17 protein-coding genes are annotated in these 19,280 nt (G+C 57.4%); 6 read left to right on the forward strand and 11 right to left on the reverse strand.

The window, feature by feature from the left end; genetic code table 11:
- Positions 1-123: 123 nt before the first annotated feature.
- The 6 genes from KP707_RS03295 to pdxH all read right to left on the reverse strand — a co-directional run bounded on the left by KP707_RS03295 (position 124) and on the right by pdxH (position 6,249).
- Positions 124-1,038, reverse strand: coding sequence for a lysophospholipid acyltransferase family protein (locus KP707_RS03295; RefSeq protein WP_211502123.1), 915 nt, complete (start codon positions 1,036-1,038; stop codon positions 124-126).
- On the reverse strand, positions 1,035-2,018 hold the full coding sequence (lpxK, locus tag KP707_RS03300) for a tetraacyldisaccharide 4'-kinase (protein WP_215751549.1): 984 nt from the start codon (positions 2,016-2,018) through the stop codon (positions 1,035-1,037). Before lpxK ends, KP707_RS03295 begins: the two co-directional genes overlap by 4 nt.
- Positions 2,015-3,880 (reverse strand): glycosyltransferase N-terminal domain-containing protein, encoded by a 1,866-nt coding sequence (locus KP707_RS03305; RefSeq protein ID WP_211502125.1) that lies wholly within the window; start codon positions 3,878-3,880, stop codon positions 2,015-2,017. Before KP707_RS03305 ends, lpxK begins: the two co-directional genes overlap by 4 nt.
- 53 nt (positions 3,881-3,933) lie before the next feature.
- Positions 3,934-4,644, reverse strand: coding sequence for a polysaccharide lyase family 7 protein (locus tag KP707_RS03310; RefSeq protein WP_211502126.1), 711 nt, complete (start codon positions 4,642-4,644; stop codon positions 3,934-3,936).
- 75 nt (positions 4,645-4,719) lie between these two features.
- Entirely contained in the window at positions 4,720-5,604 is an 885-nt protein-coding gene (locus KP707_RS03315) for a universal stress protein (protein WP_046899585.1), read from the reverse strand.
- A 42-nt stretch (positions 5,605-5,646) separates the two neighbouring features.
- Positions 5,647-6,249 carry a pyridoxamine 5'-phosphate oxidase gene (gene pdxH, locus KP707_RS03320; protein WP_211496455.1) on the reverse strand — a complete coding sequence of 201 codons (603 nt, stop codon included), beginning with the start codon at positions 6,247-6,249 and terminating at the stop codon, positions 5,647-5,649.
- Positions 6,250-6,540: 291 nt separating this feature from the next.
- Between pdxH and fabI the strand changes: the two genes are divergently transcribed.
- Together fabI and aroC are read left to right on the forward strand one after the other, a co-directional pair.
- Positions 6,541-7,392 carry an enoyl-ACP reductase FabI gene (gene fabI, locus KP707_RS03325; protein WP_015074825.1) on the forward strand — a complete coding sequence of 284 codons (852 nt, stop codon included), beginning with the start codon at positions 6,541-6,543 and terminating at the stop codon, positions 7,390-7,392.
- A gap of 1 nt (position 7,393) precedes the next feature.
- Positions 7,394-8,476, forward strand: a complete 1,083-nt coding sequence (aroC, locus tag KP707_RS03330) for a chorismate synthase (RefSeq protein ID WP_211502127.1) — start codon at positions 7,394-7,396, stop codon at positions 8,474-8,476.
- 16 nt (positions 8,477-8,492) lie between these two features.
- Here aroC and KP707_RS03335 read toward each other — a convergent pair whose 3' ends face one another.
- Positions 8,493-8,924: an OsmC family protein gene (locus KP707_RS03335; RefSeq protein ID WP_086634066.1), complete on the reverse strand. Its 432-nt coding sequence runs from the start codon at positions 8,922-8,924 to the stop codon at positions 8,493-8,495.
- Positions 8,925-9,363: 439 nt separating this feature from the next.
- Here KP707_RS03335 and KP707_RS03340 point away from each other — a divergent pair, with 439 nt between their 5' ends.
- Positions 9,364-11,217: a ribonucleoside-diphosphate reductase subunit alpha gene (locus tag KP707_RS03340; RefSeq protein WP_232309134.1), complete on the forward strand. Its 1,854-nt coding sequence runs from the start codon at positions 9,364-9,366 to the stop codon at positions 11,215-11,217.
- Positions 11,218-11,286: 69 nt separating this feature from the next.
- On the opposite strand, the gene KP707_RS03345 is transcribed toward KP707_RS03340, so the two are convergent.
- On the reverse strand, positions 11,287-13,857 hold the full coding sequence (locus KP707_RS03345) for a YfhO family protein (RefSeq protein WP_215751548.1): 2,571 nt from the start codon (positions 13,855-13,857) through the stop codon (positions 11,287-11,289).
- Positions 13,858-14,133: 276 nt separating this feature from the next.
- On the opposite strand from KP707_RS03345, the gene KP707_RS03350 reads away from it, so the two are divergent.
- A complete protein-coding gene (locus KP707_RS03350; RefSeq protein ID WP_046899852.1) occupies positions 14,134-15,159 on the forward strand; it encodes a ribonucleotide-diphosphate reductase subunit beta in 1,026 nt (341 codons plus the stop codon).
- Positions 15,160-15,177: 18 nt separating this feature from the next.
- Here KP707_RS03350 and KP707_RS03355 read toward each other — a convergent pair whose 3' ends face one another.
- A complete protein-coding gene (locus KP707_RS03355) occupies positions 15,178-16,017 on the reverse strand; it encodes a tRNA1(Val) (adenine(37)-N6)-methyltransferase (protein WP_252348822.1) in 840 nt (279 codons plus the stop codon).
- 147 nt (positions 16,018-16,164) lie between these two features.
- Between KP707_RS03355 and KP707_RS03360 the strand changes: the two genes are divergently transcribed.
- A complete protein-coding gene (locus KP707_RS03360; RefSeq protein WP_211502129.1) occupies positions 16,165-17,220 on the forward strand; it encodes a polyprenyl synthetase family protein in 1,056 nt (351 codons plus the stop codon).
- Positions 17,221-17,269: 49 nt separating this feature from the next.
- Here KP707_RS03360 and murI read toward each other — a convergent pair whose 3' ends face one another.
- Complete coding sequence (gene murI / locus KP707_RS03365; protein ID WP_211502130.1) at positions 17,270-18,106, reverse strand: glutamate racemase; 837 nt, start codon at positions 18,104-18,106, stop codon at positions 17,270-17,272.
- A gap of 5 nt (positions 18,107-18,111) precedes the next feature.
- The gene (locus tag KP707_RS03370; RefSeq protein WP_016737749.1) at positions 18,112-18,858 is read right to left on the reverse strand and encodes an orotate phosphoribosyltransferase; all 747 of its coding nucleotides are present in this window, start codon (positions 18,856-18,858) and stop codon (positions 18,112-18,114) included.
- Positions 18,859-19,032: 174 nt separating this feature from the next.
- On the opposite strand from KP707_RS03370, the gene KP707_RS03375 reads away from it, so the two are divergent.
- Positions 19,033-19,269 (forward strand): hypothetical protein, encoded by a 237-nt coding sequence (locus tag KP707_RS03375; protein WP_211502131.1) that lies wholly within the window; start codon positions 19,033-19,035, stop codon positions 19,267-19,269.
- The last annotated feature ends 11 nt before the right edge of the window (positions 19,270-19,280 follow it).

Genomic DNA, 19,280 nt, shown 5'->3' on the forward strand with positions numbered 1-19,280 from the left:
TTGCGATAAGGTCAGGCTAAAATCCAAACGGCCCCTTTCACAATCTAAAATGACGCCAAAACCCCTTTCCGCGACATAAACTTTCCCCACTGTGACAAATCTGCCATGCAAAAATTGCATGGCTCAACATGTTGTTGTCATATTCCGATACAGCGCCTTGTCCCATCTCCGGTGAAGCCAGAGCCATGAGCCGGGTTCCTGCTCTATCCACTCCTGAAGACGGTCGTTGAGTTGCTGTGTCAGCTTCAGGACATCTGCCTGACGATTCTCGGTAGGCTGTGGATCAATGGGGGGATCCACAACGAGTACCAGTCTGGCAGGGCCTTCGCGGCGCACATGTCCGGTTACAATCAAGGCTTTATGCCGCAGGGCAAACACGGCAGTTGCAGAGGCTGTCATGGCGGGACGACCGAAAAGACTGGCCTCGATGCCATCATTCATTTTCTGATCGCCAAGCACGCCTAAATGCCCGCCGTGAGACAGGTGCTTCAGCGCAGAGCGAGCTCCACGGGCTCCTTTGGGGAACATTGGAACATCCATGCGCATAGCTCGGCGGCGAAGGGCGTGGATGATGGAATCTACAATCGGATTGCTGGCTGCCCGATAGAAGGATGCAAAGGGCATCCCGAATCGTGCGACGACCGGGGGCATGAGTTCCCAGTTGCCAATATGGCCGGAAAAGAAAATGACCGGGCGCCCCGTTGCGCGTGCGGCTTCCAGATATTCCGATCCTTCAACACGCCATCCTGGGCCCGTCGGCGTATTCTGTTTCAATCGCCCCACATGCGGAAACTCCGCCACGGTGCGTCCCAGGTTTTCCCAGCAGTCTTTGACGATACTGCCCCGTTCTTCCCGGGTCAGTTGTGGCATGGCCAGTTGCAGGTTTCGGTCGGCCACTTTGGAGACGGGAATAAGAGGTCCGATATGGCGCGCGACGGAGCCACCCAGTGTGGACGCGGCCGCAGGGGGGAGAATGCGCAGCCAGCCCAGCAGGACGCGCACAAGCAGGGCTTCCGCCCGATGTGGAATTGAGGTCATGAGTGAGGGAACAGAAGATCCAGAATATAGTCCGGCGCTTTTGGGTCCGCCCAAAGAAGCTCAACGTTGATGACGGTGACCTGCGCCCGGAAAGCGGGAGGAAGTTTGACCGCATCCTTGGCTGTGGTCACGAGCGTGGTTCCGGATTCCCGACGCAGCGTTTCAAGGCGCTGGATGTCATTGGCCGAGTAGGCATGATGATCCGGAAAGGGAAGGCAGCGAACAGGAGAGACTCCTGCGTCCTGCAGCATGGTGAAAAATTTATCGGGGCGGCCGATCCCCGCGAAAGCGACAACTCTCCGGCCTTGCAGACCGCGGATTTCAGGGCCGGGAACCAGTCTGGCCTGAGCTTTGAAGAGAAATGGGGGAAGGGTGAGCAGCAGGCCGTGACGGTCTTCCCCGATGATGACCACACACTGCGCGCGCTTCAGAGCATCCAGCACCGGTTCACGCAGAGGACCGGCGGGCATGACCTGCCCGTTGCCAAACCCCACGACGCCATCCACGACCAGCACCGAGAGGTCCTTGTGAAGTCCTGGGTTCTGGAAACCATCATCCATCACAAGACAATCAGCGCCTTGGCCAACCGCCAGTCTCGCGGTCTGGGCCCGGTCTGCTCCGACCCATGTCGGTGCGGCTTTTGCCAGAAGAAGAGGCTCATCGCCAACATCACGGGCGCTCGAACGCCCCGGATTGACCTCCAGCGGCCCTTTCTCTCTGCCACCATGACCGCGGCTGAGAATATGCGGAGAATGTCCACGATCTTTCAGTCTTTGGACCAGATCCAGTGTCAGGGGTGTTTTTCCCGTGCCTCCAGCAGTCACGTTGCCGCAACATAGTACCGGGACTACGGCTCGGTAGCCTTCGCGGGTCATACGGCGACGGGTCAGACGGATCGCGATTCCTGCCAAAGGGCGCAGCATGAATGCCGCAGGGCCTACCCTCGGGACGGACCAGAATCGCGGAGCCCGTAGTCTCATCGTTCAAGTGTCTCCAGAATGCGGGGGCTTAGTCTGGACACCACGGAGCGCTGAAGCACTGCGGGTGAAGGCGTGACATGAGGTTCAGTGATCCACTGGTTCAGACTATCGATATCCCTAACGATGTGAAGATAATCGTGCAGCAGGTTAACCGCTTCCCGCCAGTTTTCCATAAGAGGGCCGGTTGCAGTCGGAACGCCCAGGCGAAGTGGTTCGAAAGGATTGTGGCCACCGCCTTTCCCCGCGAGAGAGTTGCCCAGGAAGCAGCAATTCGCGAGTCTGTAGAACAGGCCCAGTTCCCCTAATGTGTCGGCAATCCAGCCATGAGTCTTCTTGTTCGGCTCCTGCCCAACAGATCGCCGGGGCAGATCAAAGCGCGAAGCCAGTTCCTCGCCACGTTTTGGATGCCGAGGAATGAGGATTGTTAGAAGGTCGGGTTGTTTTTCTCTGGCGAGTGTTGCTGCTGCCAGAACCAGTTCCTCCTCACCAGGATGAGTCGAAGCCGCGACGAAAACCGGACGATTTCCAATCACGGCCTGAAGTCGTTCTAATTCAGCGAAGTCGCATGACAGAGGAGAGGCGTCCTGTTTGAGGTCTCCATCTTCATAAACGGCTTTGGTGCCTAAGGAGCGGAAGTGTGTCGCGTCTTCCGGGCCTCGGGCTGCAACCCAGGAAAGGCGGGAAAACATGCGTCCAGTCAGGCTTGAGGCTTTTTTCCAACGGCGAGCCGAGCGATCCGAGAGGCGACCGTTGACCAGCATGACGGGAATAGCCTTGCGGTAGCAGGCTGCAATAATACCGGGCCAGAGTTCGCTTTCTACAAAGACAGCACCATCCGGCTTCCAATGCGTGAGAAAACGGCCAAACCAGCGCGGCACATCGTGAGGAATAAAACGATGAGAGACGCGGCGCCCGAATTCTGGATGGCGGCTGACAATTTCTGCACCCGTCACCGTGGCGGTTGTGAACAGGACATGCAGATCTGGGCGCTTTTCCAGAAGATCATCAAGTAATGGTCGCGCACACAGGGTCTCCCCCACGCTGGCGGCATGTATCCAGAGAAGTGTACCTTCAGGGCGATGACCGCCCCCTAGACCCATTCTTTCACGAAGGCGGTCTGGCAGCTCCCGTCCTCGCTTCAGACGTACCCGCAGCATGATCGTCAGAGCAGGAGCCAGAAGGCTGCCAACGCCCCCCCACAACCGATCCATGACGGAAAGATTTTGATTGTGGACGTTAGCTTCCGCCTGCTTCGCAACGGCATTGAGTGCAACACGGAGCGTCTCGGTATCCGGTTCAAGAAGCGGTTCACCGACCACGACAGACCCGCGCCCAAAGGGGAGTGGAAATGTAAGGCCGTCCCACGAGGGCAGGCGAATGCTGTTACAGGCCATACCCAGAGGAATAATGGGGCGTCTGGAAATCCGCGATAGCACGAGAATGCCCGGCTGCACCTCTTCTGCTGGGCCGCGTGGGCCATCTGGAGTAATGGCGACAAAGGCACCCTGCTTCAGTTCCCGAAGAGCGACTCTCAGTGCCGCCGCGCCGCCTTTGTCCTTCCCTTTGCGGGACGTGGAGCCATGAATGCCAATGATTCCCCAAGGACGAATAGCATCCGCGATAAGGCGTCCATCCGCGTTGCGGGAAATCAGAACCCGCAGCTTCACCCGTGGTTCGATCGCCCGGGCCCAAAACCAGAGCGCTGGAGCCAGTGTCAGGGAACGGTGCCAGAGGGCAAGAACTGTTCCCTGATCAGCTTGCGTCAGAAGCGCTCTTGCCTGTTTGGTGCCTCCGACATTCCAGTGGGTGGAGCGCAGACAGGCACCTAACCAGACATGGATCATGCGAGCGGGCGATATCATGAGCAGTCGGGTAGCATGGTCAGATGGCGCTCGCAAAACTTTGTGACAGACTGTCAGGCTGCTTCGTGATGAACCTGAAGGCCGGTGAAGGTTACCCGGGCCATATCGGAGTGAGTTGGTGCGTGCCAACCCTGTTCGCCAGCCACAGCTTCGAACCATACACCCTGTGCTATCGCGGCAGAGGGCAATGAGAAGTGATTGTCTGTTCCGTTGACGATGATGCGCATCAGACCATTCGGAGACGTATGAATTCCGTAGCGAATGGTCTGATGCGGATAGACCGTGCCGACCACAACGCTCTGCTTGGATGTGCCATTGTCCACGAGTGCAAAGACCCGGTCGCCCTGAACACTTAGCTCTGCCACTGGATGCTGTGTGCTTGCCAGGCGGCCAATGACCACTTTTCCATTTCGTGGAAGCTGATCAATGTGCACGGTCGCTGTCATGTCAGAATTCGTTTGCTGAAAATACCATGCAGTATTTTCTCTCAAAAGCGTTTCCGGGGCGACCTTTCCACGAATGACTGGCTGGAGGCCGTCAGTCGTGAGTGTCAGGGCACCCGTCTGCTGATCGCGGGAGTAAAAAGCTGTGTTGTAGCCAGAGCTGAGTGTCGTGGATGGAACAAGATGCAGGCCCAGACGCTTGGCAGGCTCCTGAAGCGTAAAAGCCGAAATGTCCGGCGCTTGCGGGACATCCATGGCATGCACCGGCATAGCGATCAGAGCACTCAGGCAAAAAGCTGGGCCGGCAAGTCGGGAGATCATAATGTGTCCTTCCGGGGTTCTGGTTGTGACGTCAGATGACTGTTTCAACGCAGAACTCCCGAAAAGGACGCATGATTAGCGGCTCATGAGAACCGTGAGTTTCATGTTCTCAAGGATATGACGGGTCACGCCCCCCAGAATCATCTGGCGAAGACGGGAGTGGGAGTAGGCCCCCATGCTCAGCATATCAGCACCAAAATCTTCAGCCCCCTTTAACAGGCCGGCACCGACATCCTTATTGATGGGGTCGCAAGCGCGTGTCGTAGCGGAAATGCCATGTAGACGCAGGTAACGGACAACATCGTCGCCCGTAGGGCCGCGACGCTGATATTCCTGGCATGTCAAAACCTGAACGCCTTCCGCAGTATGCGCCCATGGCAGGATGCAGCGGAGTGCAAGCGAAGACTCGGGCGTTCCGTTCCAGGCAATGGCAATGCGGCTGCCTACTGTTTTCGGAGCAATTGGCGGAGCAATGACCAGAGGACGCCCACTGTCAAAAAGAATGGCATGCAGTGTTTCTGATGCGCGCGGGTCAGTGGCTGAAATCAGATTGGGCACGAGCGTCATGTCTGCCAGACGTGAGCGCCATGTGAGAGCATCATGTTCCGTGCCGTCCAGCACTTCGAGGCTGGCACTGACGCCACCGCCAATGGACATGCCGATCTTAGAGGCTTCGACGCGGCGAAGCCCGTTATTATGCACGAAGCTGTCGAAACTGTGTCGGATCCTGATGGCGCGGCGGTGAGCTTCCGTGGCCGCCGCATCAATCATTTCCGTCACCATTCCGGCAGAAATGCCTTCGCCAGCGAGTGTGGCAACTTCGGTCGGATCTGATCCGACAACGACAGCAGACAGGTGTGCATCAAAACGACGGGCAAAATCCAGGGCCACCGACATGACTGAATCCAGATCGTCGGCCCCGGTGAGGGGGAGAAGGATGTTCTTGATTTCGATAAGCATAACGTAAGGCTCCCCACCTTGGGAAAAGGGTGTTCTCTATCTTTACGGATAAAGACGCGTGACGTTCCATTCAGATCCATCACGAGTCCATAATGCTCGGTCATGGAGGCGGAAAGGCCGGTCCTGCCAGAACTCTATGGCGTCTGGAGCAACGCGGAAACCTGTCCAGTTGTTCGGGCGCGGAATAGGGCCATTGCCATATTTTTCTTCTGCGGCCTTCAGGCGCTCTTCAAAGGTGCTACGCTCATCCAGAGGGCGGGACTGGTCAGATGCAATGGCCCCCAGCCGGGACATGGGCGACCGGCTGGCGAAATAAGCATCTGCTTCTTCGTCACTGACCTGCGTAACCGGTCCTTCGATCCGGATCTGCCGACGCAGGGACTTCCAGTGGAACAGCAAGGCGACATGCGGATTGGCCAGCAGGTCGCCACCTTTGCGGCTCTCCACGTTTGTATAGAAGACAAATCCGCGCTCGTCCGCGCCCTTGAGCAAAAGCATGCGAACGGAAGGGCGGCCATCTGGCGTGGATGTTGCAACGGCCATGGCGTTCGGATCATTGGGCTCAGACGCTTCTGCGTCTGACATCCAGGCTGCAAACAGGGCAAATGGATCAGAAGTCAGATCGATGAGGGGCAGAGAGGGCATGGAAGTCTCCTGAAGCAGCGGGGACAGCCCGAAAGGGCGATGTGAGAACCATAGCGGCTCCGTCGGGGTCCCGGAACAGACCCTGTCAGGTTCCGGCTCCGAATTATGGCGTCAGAGGCATTATATAGAGGAAGCAGGAGCAGTTGCCTTGACCTGCCTCATGGGCCTGAAATCCACACTACGGCTGGAAACTGCCGTCCAAGAGGCATTGAGTGTCGTGTTACTCTTGTTTGCTGGCATCTCTTGTGCGACCACGGCGCTAACACGCCAACGCGATTCAGGAAACCTTCAATGTCTGAAACAGAAGACAACATCCCGGCTCCCGTGACCGGCACCCTCATGAAGGGCAAGCGCGGTGTTATCATGGGTGTCGCCAACAAGCATTCCATCGCTTGGGCTATTGCGAGCGCCTGTGCTGCACAGGGCGCGGAACTTGCTTTTACCTATCAGGGTGAAGCTCTTGGCAAGCGCGTGCGTCCCCTCGCGGAAAGCGTTGGCTCTGATCTGGTTCTGCCGTGTGATGTCAGCGATGATGCAGCAATCGATGCGACGTTCGATGAAATCGAAAAGGTGTGGGGCAAGATCGACTTCGTGCTTCACGCCATTGCTTTTGCTGACAAGCAGTACCTGCGCGGGCGTTACATCGACACGCCACGTGATGCTTTCCTCCAAGCCATGGACATTTCCTGCTATTCCTTCGTGTCCGTTGCCCGTCGTGCATCTGCCATGATGAATGCTGGTGGTTCGTTCCTGAGCATGACCTATCTCGGTGCAGAGCGCGTCATGCCACATTACAACGTTATGGGTGTTGCCAAGGCGGCTCTTGAAGCCTCCGTGCGTTACATGGCCGCTGATCTCGGCCGTGACGATATCCGCGTGAACGGCATCTCCGCAGGCCCGATCATGACGCTGGCCGCCAACGGCATCAGCGACTTCCGCTACATCCTGCGCTGGAACCAGCTCAACGCTCCGATGGAGCGTAACGTGACCCTGAAGGACGTTGGTGGTTCAGGCATGTACCTGCTCTCCGACCTCTCCAGCGGCGTGACGGGCGAAATCCATCATGTGGATTGCGGCTACCATACGGTTGGTATGAAGAACCCGGCAGCTCCGGACATCGCCGCTGTCAGCTCCGGGGACTGACATGTCAGACAACAGCTTCGGGCAACTCTTTCGCGTTACCACCTGGGGTGAAAGCCACGGACCAGCCATTGGCTGCGTCGTAGATGGCTGTCCACCCCGCCTGAAGCTGTCCGAAGCGGACATCCAGCCTTGGCTTGATCGCCGTCGGCCGGGGCAGTCCCGCTTCACGACCCAGCGTCGGGAACCGGATCAGGTCCGGATCCTGTCGGGGGTGTTTGAAGGCCAGACGACCGGCACGCCTATTTCGCTGATGATCGAAAACATCGATCAGCGGTCGAAAGATTATGGTGAGATTGCCCAGAGCTATCGTCCGGGCCATGCGGACATTGCCTACGATCTGAAATATGGCATCCGCGATTATCGTGGCGGCGGTCGCTCTTCCGCGCGTGAAACAGCCATGCGTGTCGCGGCTGGTGCTGTTGCGCGCGTGCTGCTGAAAACGTTGGTCGGAGAAGGCGTGAAGATTCGCGCGGCCCTGACGGGGATTGGCGGTCAGACCATTGATCCAACCCGCTGGGACTGGGACGAAGTGGAGCGCAACCCGCTCTGGTGTCCGGACGCTGCGAGCGTTGGTCCATGGGAAGAGCTGCTCGACTCCATTCGCAAGGATGGCTCATCCATCGGGGCCACTGTTGAGGTTGTCGCGGAAGGTCTGCCGCCGGGTCTTGGTGCGCCAGTCTATGGGAAGCTCGATGCTGATCTCGCGGGTGCTCTGATGGGCATCAATGGCGTAAAGGGCGTGGAGATCGGCGACGGTTTCGCTGTCGCGGCTCTTCGCGGTGAGCAAAATGCTGATCCGATCGCACCAGGGCCGCAGTTCGCATCGAACCATGCCGGTGGCATCTTGGGAGGCATCTCCACGGGGCAACCAATCGTGGCTCGCTTTGCCATCAAGCCAACCAGTTCGATCCTGACGCCTGTGCCGAGCATCAATAGTGCAGGGGATTCGGTGGAGGTTCGCACCAAGGGACGACACGATCCCTGCATCGGTATCCGTGCCGTGCCTGTGGCGGAAGCCATGATGGCCTGCGTTCTGGCAGACCATCTGCTGCGCAATCATGCGCAGTGTGGCTGGGACAACTGATCCCAGCCTTCAGGCTTTAGCTGGCGAGCTTGGCGTCCAAAGTGATCTCCGTATTGAGAACCTTGGACATTGGACAGCCAATCTTGGCCTTGTTGGCAGCGTCCAGGAAGTCGGCCTCGGTTGCGTTCGGAACCACGCCACGAAGCGTCAGATGGGCCTTCGTAACGGCAAAGCCATCACCAACCTTATCCAGGGAAATTGTCGACTCCGTATCGAGGGAGTCGGCTGTAAAGCCAGCATCACCAAGGATCAAAGATAGCGCCATTGTGAAGCAGCTGGCATGGGCCGCGCCGAGCAGTTCTTCCGGGTTGGTGCCGGGCTTGTCTTCGAATCGCGTGTTGAAACCATAAGGCTGGTCCTGAAGGGCGCCGCTCTGCGTCGAGATGGTGCCCTTGCCTTCCTTGATGGTGCCGCTCCAGTGGGCCGAAGCTTTCTTGTTGATGGTCATGAGACGCTCTCCGCGTGTTGGGGGATGCTGTCTCCAACGTGACCAGACAGGAAACGTTGCCGTGAAAAAACAGTGTGGTGTGGTTGTGAGGCCACTCAGGAAAAGCCCCCTTGGGGATGAATGGGAACCTATGGCGGTTTTCTGCGATTGCCCCAATATATAGGGGTGTGGATCGTTTATGCCCCTAGATATGGATGACTCCAAATTCACAGCTCTTTCCAATTTGCAAGAGAAGAGTTCGCTTGCAGTGACGGGCGCGGGTGTGGAATTGGAGGGTCATCAAATCGAAAAAATCAGACTGCCGGAGCAGAGCGCAATGACACTTCATGACGTGACGATGGACACGCCACATACGGCCGACCGCCCGCATGACGTGCTTCCGCCTGTTGACCATCCTGTTGGCGAGCGTGCCGTTGGGGAGGGGGAAGAAACGCCGGACATGTTCGATGATGTCGTGCAGCTTCCGGGCCATCATGCCGTCCGTGTGGATCGTTCACGTGATTCGCTTCTGACGGATTTTGGCAAGGCGACTCTGAACAACCGCTACCTTCTGCCGGGCGAGCATTATCAGGATCTGTTTGCGCGTGTTGCGTCCTATTACGGGGCGGATCAGGGCCATGCCCAGCGTATTTATGATTACATTTCGCGCCACTGGTTCATGCCAGCTACACCGATTCTGTCTAACGGTGGAACGTCCCGCGGTCTGCCGATTTCCTGCTTCCTGAACGAAGCCGAAGATAGCCTGGAAGGTATCGTCGGCCTCTGGAACGAAAACGTCTGGCTGGCATCCAAGGGCGGCGGCATCGGGTCTTATTGGGGCAATCTGCGCTCAATCGGCGAGAACATCGGTCGTAACGGCAAGACGTCCGGCGTCATTCCGTTCATCCGCGTGATGGACAGCCTGACACTAGCTATCTCGCAGGGGTCTCTGCGTCGTGGGTCTGCGGCTGTGTATCTGCCGGTCTGGCATCCTGAAATCGAAGAATTCACGGAAATGCGCCGCCCAACGGGTGGTGACCCAAACCGTAAGGCCCTGAACCTGCATCATGGCGTTCTGATCACAGACGCCTTCATGCGGGCTGTTGAGGCGGACGAGGAATGGCCTCTGCTGTCCCCGAAGGATCACAGCATCATCCGCAAGGTGTCCGCTCGCGGGCTGTGGATCCGCATCCTGACGGCCCGTATGGAGCAGGGCGAGCCGTACGTCATCTACTCGGATCATGTGAACCGCGCCCGTCCAGAACATCACAAGCTGGCCGGTCTTGAGGTCAAGACTTCCAATCTCTGCGCCGAGATCACGCTGCCAACCGGTATCGATCATCATGGCAAGAACCGGACGGCTGTCTGCTGCCTGTCTTCCTTGAACTTGGAAACCTGGGACGAGTGGAAGGACGATCCGCAGTTCATTGAGGACGTCATGCTGTTCCTCGACAACGTTCTGCAGGATTTCATTGACCGTGCCCCGGATGACATGGCGCGTGCCAAGTACGCCGCTGCCCGGGAACGCTCTGTCGGTCTTGGCGTGATGGGGTACCATTCCTTCCTTCAGGCCCGGATGATCCCGTTCGAAAGCGTGATGGCGAAGGTCTGGAACAAAAAAATCTTCCAGCATATCCGCGCTCAGGCCGATGCGGCTTCAAAGAAGCTGGCGGAACTGCGTGGTCCTTGCCCAGATGCTGAAGAGTACGGCTTTATGGAGCGTTTCTCGCACAAGCTGGCAATTGCTCCGACGGCGTCCATTTCCATCATCACGGGTAATGCCAGCCCCGGCATCGAGCCGATCAGTGCCAACGTCTTCCTTCAGAAGACCCTGTCTGGTTCCTTCTCGGTCCGTAACCGCCATCTGACCACGATTCTTGAAGAGCGCGGCCAGAACACGGACAAGGTGTGGTCTGACATCACCCTGAGCAAAGGCTCCGTTCAGCATCTGGACTTCCTGACGCAGGATGAGAAGGACGTCTTCAAGACGGCCTTTGAGCTGGATCAGCGCTGGGTTGTCGAACATGCCGCCGACCGTGCGCCGTTCATCTGTCAGGCACAGTCGGTCAACCTCTTCCTGCCGGCGGATGTTCATAAGCGCGACCTGCATCAGATCCACTTCCAGGCCTGGAAGAAAGGCCTGAAGTCTCTGTATTACTGCCGTTCCCTGTCGGTGCAGCGTGCTGATGCAGTCTCCACGCTGGCCGTGAAGAGCGATATTCTGGACGATGAGAAGTACGAAGCTACTGTGCAGGCTGCCCCGCGTGGCAAAATGAGCAGTGGCGATTACGACGAGTGCCTCGCCTGTCAGTAAGGCAGGTTGGTACTATCGGTTTAAAAATCCTGGCTCCTCGTTTTGGGAGCCGGGATTTTTTTTATCTTCTCAGGGCGTGTCAGGCGCTCTAACACGACGGAAACCCAACCAGAGTAGGATGAGCCCCACTGCTGTAGCGATCCATCCGAATGTTGCGCCGGGAGGTTCAAAATGAAAGTGGATCCGGGTTGGTCCTGCAGGAAGCGGGATACGTTCAAATAACCCGTCCCACACTTCCGGGACGATGGGAGTGCCATTCACCTCGGCCGTCCATCCAGGCAGCATGACCTCGCGACGAACAAGATAAGTTGGCGCTGGGCAGTTTGCGGCAAGCGTCTCCCGGTCTTTCAGAGTAAGGGTGCAGGCTACCTCAGTCTCAAAATAGGGGGCAGCGTTCTTCAGTTGGATGAGATCTCCGGTTCCCGTGTGCAGGACGGGCATCATGGCTTCGCGCACAGCCTCTGTCTCAAAGCGGATGCGCGGCCAAGCCACATGATCCTTCACGGTGGACCAGATCATGATGTCTGTGGTGGCCTCTTTAAGGCTTAATGTCAGGGTGTGGGCATCGGCTGGAATGATTCTATCCAGTTCGATCGACGTCAGACCGTTGTCTGTTGCCTCTTTCAGTCGTGTCTGACCCGTTGCGCATTGCGTGTCGGAACAAGTGGACAGAATCAGAATTCCGTTCGAGTTTCCGGCGTAAGTGCCCAATTGCAGCGTTGCGAGGCGGCTGACCGGCTTTTCCCATGATGAAATATCGATTGTGACTTCTGGGGCGCTTGGCGTCAGAGGAAAGCCGCTTGGTTGGCGGTTTTCTAGAGGATAGGGCGCGATACTTGGCATGCCATGACCCGGAGGAACCAGCACGGCTGACACGCCAAGTTTGGCAAATAGATCAGGATGCTGGGCCAAAGAGGCTTCCAGAAAGGCATCGCCATTTTCAGCAAAAGGATAGGAGCCATTAAAGGTTACGGCGTCGACTTTTGAGCCGAAGTCCTGTTTCAGGCGCTCGATCCATGCTTTCGGTGTGGGAATGGCGTTGTGATTGATAGAGGCGATCCGCAGATAAGCGCCATAATTTGGCTCAATCGGGCCAATGGTCACGAAGCGCTGTAGGCCGGTTTCACCCTGTAGTGCCGTAATAAGGCGTTGGTCTGGATGGGGTTGTTCCGGATAGGCGCTTAGAAGAGGAAATCCGAACAATAAAAGGGTCTCACAAAAGAGAACCGTTCCAATAATTTTCGGATGTTTCCTGCTCACTGCAAAAAAAACCACAACAGCCAAGCAGAGGCTGCCAAAAATCAGCGATCCCACCGCATAAATGTGGGAGGAAACTGGTCCTTCGGAAACCGAGCGAAGTTTAGTCAGGAACTGATGATCCAGACCATAGGTCGTGACAATCAGGGCGCTCATCACACAAGCAGACAGGATGATTGCTCTGGGGCGCCACATACCACGGAACATGTCATCCAGGGCGAAGGCTGCAAGAAAGATCAGACAGCTTTCCACCATGGGTTCGCAAAGGCGAAAAAATACGGTGTGCCCAAGTCCTGGCACCAGATCGACGAGTTGAGTGAGCCCCGAAACACCGGCCTGTTTTCCCACGACAGCAAGGAAAATGCCGAGCAGCAGGAAGCGCAGCCCTCGCTCGTTGTTGCCCCCGATGGCGCATAAAGCCAGAAACGGAAGAGTAAGCCCGCAATAGCCTCCTAGGGCATACCATGCCTCCAATTCGGAGCCGTAGAATATGGGGCCGTTGATGTAGGGGAATAGCAGCATCGACCATGCCTGATGCGGCAGGGTCTCATCATTGATGCCGCCGTGAACGCCGATGTCAGCATGGGGTAGGAATGTCAGAAAAGCGAGGAGTTGTGGGGCGGCAATCAAACCTGCCGTGAGGCCCCCAAGGCAGATGTGAAGGGCAAAGCGGGATCTGCTGTCAGGAGCAGTCTGGAAAAAGCGTAGAACCGCAAGCCCGAGCGCGATCAGTCCTAAAAGAAAGGCAGTTTCGGGAAAGCCTGCCAACAGGAGATAGGTTAGGCTTAGAGCAAGCCAGCCCCAGTTCCCGGTTCGGGCACGTTCCACGCCATAGAGAGCGAGAGGCAGAAAGGCGAGGGGTTCAGACGGGCCGTCCGACGCCCATGCATAGGTGCCGTTGAAAGCATAGAGCAGGCCACCGATCAGCGCGGCGCGCGGATCGAGACGCAGCTGTTTCAAAAATGCATATGTGGACAGGCCCGCGATGATTTGCAGAGTGCACTTCATCATCAGGAGACCATTCGGCAGCCCCAGAAACAGCACGAATGGTAGAAAAAATGCGGCAGGCTGGTATTCGCCTGCCAAAGGCATGCCGACACCGCTGTAGGGATTCCACCAGGGAATGACCCCATGTACCCAGTCGTGCGCCACAAGTCGGCCGAGGGCTTCTACGAAAACGCCTGCGCAACCGTCGATCCAGCCTGGATGTCCCGGTATCAGTCCCTTCGCGGCACTGGCGGAGTTCTGCACCATCAGTGACGTCGTCATCATTGGGTCGCTGGAGCGTAATCCGAGCCATTCCGGCAGATAGATGCAGATTGGCAGGAAGATCAGCGCGAGAAGGTGAGAGCGAGGCCAGAAGCGACGCGTTTTCTGGGGCATGGAAGCTCCGCCGGGAGGATTGTGTTCTTTGCATAACTAGAGCCTTCTGGTCCTTCAAGAGAATGCGCTGTGACGCGTGACTATGATCGCATCCGAAGCTATGCTTGGAGCAGCAGGAAACCCAAAGGCCAGACAGGCTGCGTACCTTAGCGCCCTTTGATGGAAAGCCTTTGTCCTGGTTAAGATATTGAGAAAACACGTTATTCGTGCGTCTGTGGCTTTCCCGTAAGGAGAGGTAAGGTGCACTGAAAACGTGTCTTTGAGGAAAGTAAGGTCATGAGCAACACGACCCCGAATGCTGGCGAAACGCCAGCGACCGAGCAGCATTATGACCTGATGACTGCGAACCCGGTGTACAAACCGTTTCGCTACCCGTGGGCCTATGATGCCTGGCTAACCCAGCAGCGCGTTCACTGGCTCCCGGAAGAAGTGCCGCTGGCTGATGACGTGAAGGATTGGCACCGTACGTTGACGGAAGCCGAGCAGCATCTCGTGACGCAGATCTTCCGCTTCTTCACGCAGGCGGACGTGGAAGTGAATTCCGCGTACATGAAATATTACAGCCAGGTCTTCAAGCCGACTGAAGTGCTGATGATGCTGTCATCGTTCTCGAACATCGAGACGATCCACATTGCGGCCTATTCCCATCTTCTCGACACCATCGGGATGCCAGAAACAGAGTATTCGGCCTTCCTGAAGTACAAGGAGATGAAGGATAAATACGATTTCATGCAGTCGTTTAACATCGACAACAAGCGTGAGATCGCGAAGACCATGGCGGCCTTCGGCGCCTTCATGGAAGGGCTTCAGCTTTTCGCATCGTTCGCGATCCTGCTGAACTTCCCGCGCTTCAACAAGCTCAAGGGCATGGGGCAGATTGTCTCTTGGTCCGTGCGTGATGAAACGCTGCACTGCCTGTCCATGATCCGTCTGTTCCGCACGTTCATTCGTGAGAATCCGGAACTGTGGACGGAAGATTTCCGTGAAGAACTGAAGGAAATCTGCCGCACGACCGTTGAGCATGAAGACGCGTTCATTGATCTGGCCTTTGAAATGGGCCCGGTTGAAGGAATGTCCTCGGAAGACGTCAAGCGTTACATCCGCTTTATTGCGGATCGTCGTCTGACGCAGCTTGGTCTTGATCCGGTTTATGGTGAGGAAGAAAATCCGCTCCCGTGGATTGATGACATGCTGAACGCTGTTGAGCATGCCAACTTCTTCGAAAACCGCTCTACGGAATACTCCCGTGCCTCTACGTCCGGCACCTGGGAAGAAGCCTTCGAAGGCAGCGTCTTCGAATAATCTGGGGATAGGGGAGAGTCAGCTTTCGGACAGGCTTTCTCCCCGTCGCAGAACCCGTTCGGCCGCATCGGTAAAGCGGCCATCCTCTTCATGTAAAACCAGTCCCGGACGCAGGCGAAAGATGCCTTTGCCGCCGTGGATGGCCTGGATTAGCACCAGTTTCGCTTCCCGTCCCTGTTTGGGCCAGAAGGGGTAGAGCTGGAGTGAACCGCACCCGTTTTCCAAAAGCGTGTGGCAGGCTCTGTCCGTGATCGCTGCGGATATGATGAACGTCAGTGTTCCACCGGGTAGAACCCAGCGGGTGAGGCTGCGGATCCACGCCTGTGGGTCGGTGTTTTCTGCGCTGAGGGCTAGTCGCCGTCGTTCGTCGGGGGAGGGCGTACCATGCGCGCTGTGCCAAGGAGGATTGGCCATCACGTGATGGAAGCGACCGTTGGCTGTCGGAGCCAGAACTCGCAAGGATGATGGGATTGTCGGGAGCACGGCCTGAAGAGCCGAAAGCGATGTTCGCGAGTCTGGAAACGGGTTGTTCAGGAAATTGTGAGCTGCCAATTGTACTGTATCCGCATCGGCCTCTAGCCCAATGCCGCTCACGCCAGCAACCCGTGCTGCAAGGCATAGCAAGCCTGCGCCTGCACCGCATCCTGCCTCCAGAATGGTCTCTCCGGCTCGTGCAGGGACCGCTGCCGCCATCAGGACGGGCTCAAGCCCCGTACGATAGCCCTTTCGAAATTGTCGGTAGTGGAGTCGTCCGTTGAGCAATGTTCCGTCCCTTTCGTTTTCAGAAAGGGGGGAAGTGCTCTTCAGATAGGCCTTAGGGGGCTGCAATGGGTTGACCACCTTCCTGCTGCCGCTCATATGGTCATTCCAACCTGTCGTCCGGCGTTAATATGGCCTGGTCGCTTTTCCAGACAGGAAGAACGAGCAGGGATACGCCACATCATATCGTGCCTGCACGGTCCTGGGCAGTCCTGGGATAGTGTGCAGGAACTGGAGTAAAGACCCTTGGATTCTGCCGCACCGGATGCTGCCGTGACCGTTGATAAAGCTGTGGTTCAGGGTACAGGTGGCGAAAGCGCACTGTCAGCGCTGTCAGCCTATCTCGAAGAGGACATGCTGGCTTGCAACCGCGCCATTATCGCGCGGATGGAGAGCCCTGTCCCCCTGATCCCGCAGCTTGGCGCTCACCTGGTGGCTGCTGGCGGCAAGCGCCTTCGTCCCCTTCTGACGCTCGCTTCAGCACGGCTGTGTGGTTATCAGCCAGGCCCTGATCATCAGCGTCATGTCGGGCTCGCAGCCTGCGTGGAGTTCATTCACACCGCAACTCTGCTGCATGATGATGTCGTGGACGAGAGCACCCTGCGTCGCGGGCTGGCTTCAGCCAATGCCGTGTTCGGCAACAAGGCGTCCGTTCTGGTGGGGGACTTCCTGTTCGCCCGTTCGTTCCAGCTTATGACGGCAGACGGCTCCCTGAAGGTCATGGCGATCCTGTCAGATGCGTCTGCAACGATTGCTGAGGGCGAAGTCCTTCAGATGGTTGTGCAGAACGATCTCACGACGCCTGTTGAGCGGTATCTCGAAGTCATTCACGGCAAGACGGCCGCACTGTTTGCGGCGGCCTGCCGCGTCGGTGCTGTTGTGGCCGAGCGTCCGAATGCCGAAGAGGATGCTCTGGAGCAGTTCGGCACTAATCTTGGTATGGCGTTCCAGCTTGTTGATGATGCTCTCGATTATGCCGCGGACCAGCAGGTTCTGGGCAAGACCGTTGGCGATGACATGCGGGAAGGCAAGATCACTCTGCCGGTCCTGGCCGCCTATGAGGCTGGCTCACCGGAAGAGCGTGTGTTCTGGGAGCGCGTTATCGGGGAAGGCGAGCAGACTGACGAAGATCTGCCTCACGCTCTGAACCTGATTGCGAAAACAGGTGCGATCAATACGACGATCGCCCGAGCGCAGGTCTACGCAGATGCGGCTGTTGAAGCCCTGTCCATTTTCCCAGATAGCGAACTGCGTCGCCTTCTGATTGAGACGGTTCAGTTCACGGTGAACCGGGCCCGCTAAAAAGCTCTGTTTTGCGCCAGTCCGCTCAGGGCTGGCGCAGACCTTGCTTTCAGGCTGTCAGTGCGAGCGGGCTGAAAAGAGACCATTCCGAAAAACCTAAACGGCTTACGGCAGCTCCCAGGCGTGGCGCATTGAATGGTGCGCTTGTCATGAAAAGCCGGGGCGGGGCTGAAACTTTGTCTGTTGTGATGGGTGCTAGGGTTTCAAGCACAGTCCGCACCTGACGGGCGACGGCTGGTGCTGGGTCAAGCCAGTTCAGGTTGGGATGTGCAAGGCGTTGAAACGCTGGCATCAGGAACGTGTAATGCGTGCAGCCAAGCCCGACGGTATCGATGTCCTCGCCATGAGGCTGTTCGAACAGGCACGTCAGTTCGCGTTCGACGTCTGCATCCGGAATGGCATCGCCCAGAAAAGCACGTTCAGCCAGATCGGCCAGTCCGCGCGCACCATGGGTGATGAGACGACAATCCGAGGCAAACTGTCGATGCAGTTCCAGTACATAGGGTCGCCGGGCTGTTGCTGACGTGGATAGCAGACCAACGGTCCGGGTCGTGGAAACACGACCGGCCCAGCGGATAGGTGGGACGCATCCGACAACAGGGATGGAGAGACGTTCACGGAGCGCTGGCAGTGCAATAGTGCTCGCCGTGTTGCAGGCAATCACCAGAACATCTGGCTGGACGTCACGGCAGGCTGCTTCGAGCAGGCTGACGATGCGGCCGGTCAAGCGGTCATCAGGTTGTTCCCCATATGGAAACAGCGCGGTGTCAGCCAGATAGTCGATCGTGAGGGCGGGGAGGATGTCGCGCAGAGCCTGAACGACACCCATCCCTCCGATGCCCGAGTCAAAAACAAGGCATCGGGACAAAAGGGCAGGAGAGCCCACGGGCGTCAGCCTTCTGCTTTGGCCTTGAGCGCCAGCGCTTCTTCGGCGCTGCCAACACCGCCGTGCTTGCGGGACCAGCCACAGGGATCTTCAAGGAAGCGACGAACCTCGGCACTGTCCTTTTCAGAGAAATAATCGCCGCCTGCACACGCTTCGAGAACATCCCACCACGTGCACAGCGCGTGCAGGGAGATGTCCATGTCTGCCAGCGTTTTGTGGGCGCCGGGGAACACGCCATAAAAGAACACGACGAAGGTGTGATTCACGATGGCGCCTGCATCGCGCAGGGCATTGGCGAATCGGATCTTGGATGCGCCGTCTGTCGTCAGGTCTTCGACCAGCAGGGTGCGCATGCCATCGGGCACATCACCTTCGATCTGCGCATTACGTCCAAAACCCTTCGGCTTTTTGCGGACATACGCCATCGGCGTCATCATGCGGTCTGCGATCCACGCAGCGAACGGGATACCTGCCGTCTCGCCGCCGACGACCGCATCGATGCTTTCATAGCCGATGTGGCGGCCGATCTTCTCGACGGCCAGTTCCATGATCTTGGTCCGGGCGCGGGGGAAGAAGATGATCTTTCGGCAGTCGATATAGACCGGGGACTTCCAGCCTGACGTCAGGGTGTAAGGCTCTTCCGGACGGAAGTTGACGGCCTTGATCTCCAGAAGGATGCGGGCGGTGGTCAGGGCTGCGTCCCGGTCCCACTGGGTGCGACCCGCGATCGGGCTCTCTCCATGTTGTGTCATGCTGCTCTCCACTGACGTCGTTTTCTGTGGTTTACCGGCCACAAGACACAAAGGGTAGTGCCAAATTCGTACGCACTTGTTGCTGTTATAGGGAGACCCAATCTATGCTTGCGCAGTCAGGCCTTGCCCCCTAAGGAGTAAGACCGTTTTTCCTCTTCTGAAGCAGGATCAAAAGTGAGCATCGAAACCAGCCGGATCGGCCGGAAATGCGAACGTGCCGTTGTCACAGCCTATCAGGAACTGCGTGAGGTCGGTCAGCCGGACATGCAGGCCTTTGCTGCATGCACGACGCTTTACCGCATCCATCATCCTGAATCTTCCATCACGGAAGCACGTCGCCTTGTTGCGGAATGGATCGACCATCACGTTGTCCGCAAGGCTGATGGCCAGACTTCGGGCTGCGATTGCTAATCCAGCCCGTA

The sequence above is a fragment of the Gluconobacter sp. P5E10 genome (assembly GCF_018812145.1).
GTDB lineage: Bacteria > Pseudomonadota > Alphaproteobacteria > Acetobacterales > Acetobacteraceae > Gluconobacter > Gluconobacter cerinus.